Source organism: Pedobacter sp., assembly GCF_035317785.1.
In the GTDB taxonomy this organism is placed as follows: Bacteria; Bacteroidota; Bacteroidia; order Sphingobacteriales; family Sphingobacteriaceae; genus Pedobacter.
The window spans coordinates 1-4,964 of sequence record NZ_DATHGC010000397.1; the positions used below are offsets into that span (position 1 = coordinate 1).

General features: G+C 48.3%; 2 protein-coding genes. Both read right to left on the reverse strand.

Annotated features, from left to right (window positions below):
- Nucleotides 1-2,135: penicillin-binding protein 1C (gene pbpC, locus VK541_RS25100; protein WP_324373390.1), on the reverse strand; the 2,135-nt coding region annotated here is incomplete at its 3' end.
- 266 nt (nucleotides 2,136-2,401) lie between these two features.
- Nucleotides 2,402-4,964, reverse strand: a 2,563-nt coding sequence (locus VK541_RS25105) for an alpha-2-macroglobulin family protein (protein WP_324373391.1), incomplete at its 5' end; no start/stop codon positions are given.

The window sequence follows — 4,964 nt, forward strand, 5'->3', positions numbered from 1 at the left end:
TTGCCGCAACCCGGTTTATAAACGGGCAGGTCCCTATAATCACTGTTCTTGATCTTGTAATAATATTCCATTGCCGGAGGCAGTACAAACCAGGCTTTATGGACCATCAGAGAAGGCTGCTCGCATTCATCTGTGATCCTGTAGGTACCTGTGCGGTCCAGGTGGATCATTTTATGATAGGGACAGAGTGCCGTTTTTTCCCCGGCGGGGGATACCAGCTGCAACACTTTATCTGTACAATATTCTCCTGCCTTGTAGCCGCTCTGGCGGCAAACCATCATTTGTTTCAATTTGTTTTTAGGCGTTTTAAACCATTTTCCCGCAGGCAGCTGTTTAAAAATATCAAATAGAACGGGCGCAGCAACATCTATTCCGGTTAGCCCAGGCCGGCCTTCGCCATCAGCGTTGCCTGCCCATACGCAAACGACATAATCTGACGTGAGCCCGACGGCCCAGGCGTCCCTGAAACCAAAACTGGTACCCGTTTTCCAGGCCAGCCTTTGTGAAGAAGAAAATTGCTCCCACAGACCTTCCTCGCCGGGCCGCATCAGCTCCTCCATGGCATTAAAAGTATTCCAGATTGAGCCGTGATCGATAATGGAGTTGATTTGCGTCTGGAACTGATCAAAACGTTCGTCACGGCTTATGGGTTGGCCATGCTCATCCAGCGAACGGAAATAAACCGGAGGATCATAATCGTGCGGATTATACCGCCCTTTGTAGTCATTAAAGTGGTTTAATGTTCTTGCCATCCCCATATATGCCTTTGCAAGGTCCCACATGGTGACCTCGCTGCCGCCCAGTATGAGTGACAGGCCATAATGGTCTGCCGGCCGGCTCAATGTGCTGAAGCCAAACTGTTTGAGTTTATCATAAAATCTCGGGTACTTATAATTTTGCAGCATCTTGACCGCAGGGATGTTTAAAGAGCGGCTCAGGGCACGATCTGCCTGTATAGCACCATCATAACCCATATCATAATTTTGAGGCGAATAGCCGCTTATTTGAGTAGGGATATCAGCGACCAGTGTTTTGGGTAAAATAAAACCATCATTGAGCATACTTGCGTATAAAAAGGGTTTTAGTGTGCTGCCCGGACTTCGGGGCGCTTTGATCATGTCCACATGACTTTCCAGTTCTTTGTTTTCCGGCTGGTAAATATTGCCCGCATAGCTGATCACCGTGCCTTTTTTTACATCGAGAACCAGTGCAGCGATGTTGTTGATGCCGTTTGCACGATAGCGGTTGTTGTACCGCTTTAATAGTTCATTTACACGCAGTTGCAGGTCATAATCTAAAGTAGAAGTGATGCGGGTGGAGGTACTGTTAGGCGTAGCCTTTGGCATGCCTGTTTGATATTCCGTTTTAAATCTGTTCAGTAAATGGGGTGCGTTTTGAGGAAGGGGTAAGGGCTCACCAGGGATGGGCTCCAGTTTTGACAGATCTGCAATGGTCTTGTCCAGAATTTGCAATGAAGCCATTTTATCCAGCAGGTCATTTCTTTTTTTGATCAGCCTTGCTGCGTTTCTTCCGGGGCGGACCAGCGAAGGGCTATTGGGAAGTACAGCCAGCGTTGCCATTTCTCCCCAGGACAGGCTTTCCGCATTGCGGCCAAAATAACGCCAGGCTGCCGCATCCAGACCGACTACATTGCTTCCAAATGGCGCATTGCCAGCATACAGCTTCAATATGTCTTGTTTAGAATTGGTAAATTCCAGCCGGAATGCCAGCAAAACCTCTATCAGTTTCTGCCACAGGGTTCTGTCTGCACCACGCGAAAGCCTGATCACCTGCATGGTGATGGTACTACCGCCGCTGACCACACTTTTGGCCCGGACGTTTTGACGTATAGCCCTGGCCATAGCAATAAAGTCTACACCCGGGTGCTGGTAGAAGCGCTTGTCTTCAAAAGCAATCAGGCACTGCGCAAACCTGACTGGTACAGAATCAGCAACAGGAAAACGCCACTGTCCGTCTTTGGCAATAGATGCGCTTAATAATTGCCCGTCAGATGCCTCAACCACAAATGAAGTCGGGGATTTAAATAATTGTCCGGGCAATGAAAACAGGAAGAAAATAACCAGGAGCAAGAATAGAATATCCGAAATGGCAATTTTCTTATTTGGTGTCATCATGCTTGGCAATCCTTTTATTTAATAAGTTTTTTGTTGTCACAGCTTGTCATCTCGACGACAGGAGAGATCTCTTGTTTCGGCGAGACCTCTTCAGGTAACATTTTTCCATAATCGCTGATATATAACAAATCAACTACCACAAACTAACTAAAACAAACCAACAGTCATGGAAAAATTTGCTGCGTTTTTAAGATTCTTCATCGGGTTTATCAAACACCTTTTTATCAATGTCTGGCCCAGGCTGTAACCCCGGGGCCAGCATCTGTCTATTTGACTACCTCAACCCACTTACCAGCTTCGGTAGCACTGATATTGTTGTTGTACATCGCTTCGCACTGTACAGCCGATAAATAATACCTGCCGATGTAGGATGCATTCAGCAACACCTTGTAGACTACAGTCTCGTTTTCCCTCACGTTAAAATAAGTGAACACCCGGTCGTCCCTGATGTCCCGGTCGGCATAAGGCGAGGAGGCAATGATACCTTCGTTGTCATTGAGCCTGGTATTGATGATCTCCCAGCCCGAAGGAAAGATCTGCGTCAATGCCATCTGTTCGTAATACCCCATCCGGCCCGGATTCTTAATCGTCACTTCCGCATAAAAATCTGTACCCTGTCTTAAAGTAACCGGATCCAGAGGCTTGCCATTCAGTAGCTTATAGCTAATGCTCATGTCAAGCGCATCGGGATTGTTGGGCAGGAAGGTATTCTGTCCGGCCGAAGGCTGACCCTGCAGGATCAGGCGGGCAAACAATACCCTGTCGCCTGTATTTGCAACAGACACTGCACCTTGCCCGGCAAAACTTCCGCTTTTAAATGTCAGTGGCGTGCTGATGATGTACTCTGCCGAATTTACATTTCCTTTCTTGCCATCAATGGTATAACTATATTTTAAACTGGCAGACGATTTATTCTGACCACAGAATTTGGCAATAGCCAGTAAGCTATAAGCGGTAGTCTGTGTGCTGTACCAACTGCCTTTACCCATTTTAGCAGCAACCGTTTGCAGGATCTGCGCGGCGGCAGAAGTACGGCCCAGTAAGGTCAGTGTCTCCAGGATCATGGCCTCATCACGTACATCCGAACCATAGGTGCCACCCAGTTGATTATAAGGCTGGATCTCTGTAGCTAAACCTTTGATCAGGTTACCAGCCGCATCATTTTGCCCTGCAAGTTTATAAGCTGCTGCCAGTCGCCATTTGGCGGTAACAGACAGGTACTCAAAACCCCTCAGGCGGTTCATGGCAGCAATATCCGGCCTTTTGGCCAGTGCAAGTACGTATAAACGGTAAGCCTGCGACAAATCGCCGCCATAAAAATTAGTGCTGTTTGGCACCCAGCCCGAGGCTTTTGCTTTCAGGTAACGCAGCAGTTCATCGGCCATGCCGACTGGCAGCGAATAACCCGCGTTTTGAGCTTCGATCAGGAAATGGCCTGCATAATTGGTGCCCCATTCATCAGAATTGCCTTCACCAGGCCAGTAGCTCAAGCCACCGTCAGGAGTTTGAAACCCGCGAAGCCTGTTGATGCCCGCCTTGACATTCATTTCCGTTTTTGCTTTTTGTGATTCATTCAGTGCGGTCAGTTTATCCAGAAACAACTGCGGGAATACAGAAGAAGTGGTCTGCTCCACACAACCATGCGGATACTGCATCAGGTAGCTGAGGCGTTTTTTAAGGTCAATAGGAGGTATGGCCGACAACTCTACCGATCCGGAATTGGTACCGTTCATTCCTATTGGGGCATACCCGACTGACCAGTTGGTCCCCGGCTGAATCACCGCAGAAACCACATTGGTAACATACGGATTCGGATTCCTGATGTCCATTTCAACATTGTAGACCGCCTTTTCAGTTCCGCTTTGTGCGGTGATCTGGACCTTGGCAATGCCAATAAGCTCAGGTGCTTTGATCTGGAAATAAGTAAGCTGTTCTCCCGGTTGTCTGAAGGCCAACTGTTTTGAAGCCCCGCCAATGACCTGCAGGTTCGTGGCTTTTAGCTGCACCGAAACATTTTTTAAGTTCGGTTCTGTCGCAAATATGGTAGCAGGAAGCGTAAAGCTCTCGCCCGGACCGATCACCCTTGGCAGGGTAGCCAGTAGCATCAGCGGCTTTTTGACCTGCACTGATTTCTCGGCAAAACCATAAGCACCGTCCTGACCAGCCACGACCATGGCCCTAACCGCACCAATATACTGCGGCAGTTTAAATTTATGCACTTTGCTTTCCCCTTTGCCCAGAGCAAAAGGCCCCAGGTATTTGACCACGGGAACAAACCTGTTGGCCTTGGCCGGGTTCAGGTTCCTGTTGATCGAACCATCACCACCAATACTCAGGATGCGCTCCAGGTTGCCGCCCCATGCGCCAAGCACATAGTCAAACAAGTCCCAGGTTTTTACCCCCAGCCCTTCACGTGCATAGAATACCCCATGAGGGTCAGTAGTTTTAAACCTTGTGAGGTCAAGTAAGCCTTCATCTACAATCGCAATGGTATAGGTCATCGCTTTACCATTTTGCTCAGCTACAGTAATGGTATTTTCAGTTTCCGGTTTGATCTTATCGGCCATTTTGATCAGCGGCTTCAATATCGTCTGCGGATCTTCAATCAGCAAAGGAATAGCCCCGTACATACGGATCGGCAGGTCATTGACTGTCTGCGCATGCGGCTGCAATAAAGTAACATTGGCAAAAACATTTGGCGCCATTACAGCTTCCGCTTTGAAGGTAAATTGAGTCTGTCCAGGCTTGGTATCTGTCCAGAAGGTTTTCAGCACCCTGCTGCCGTTTTCTATGGAGATCAGCGCCCGGCCACCCTTACCCGAAGGAATG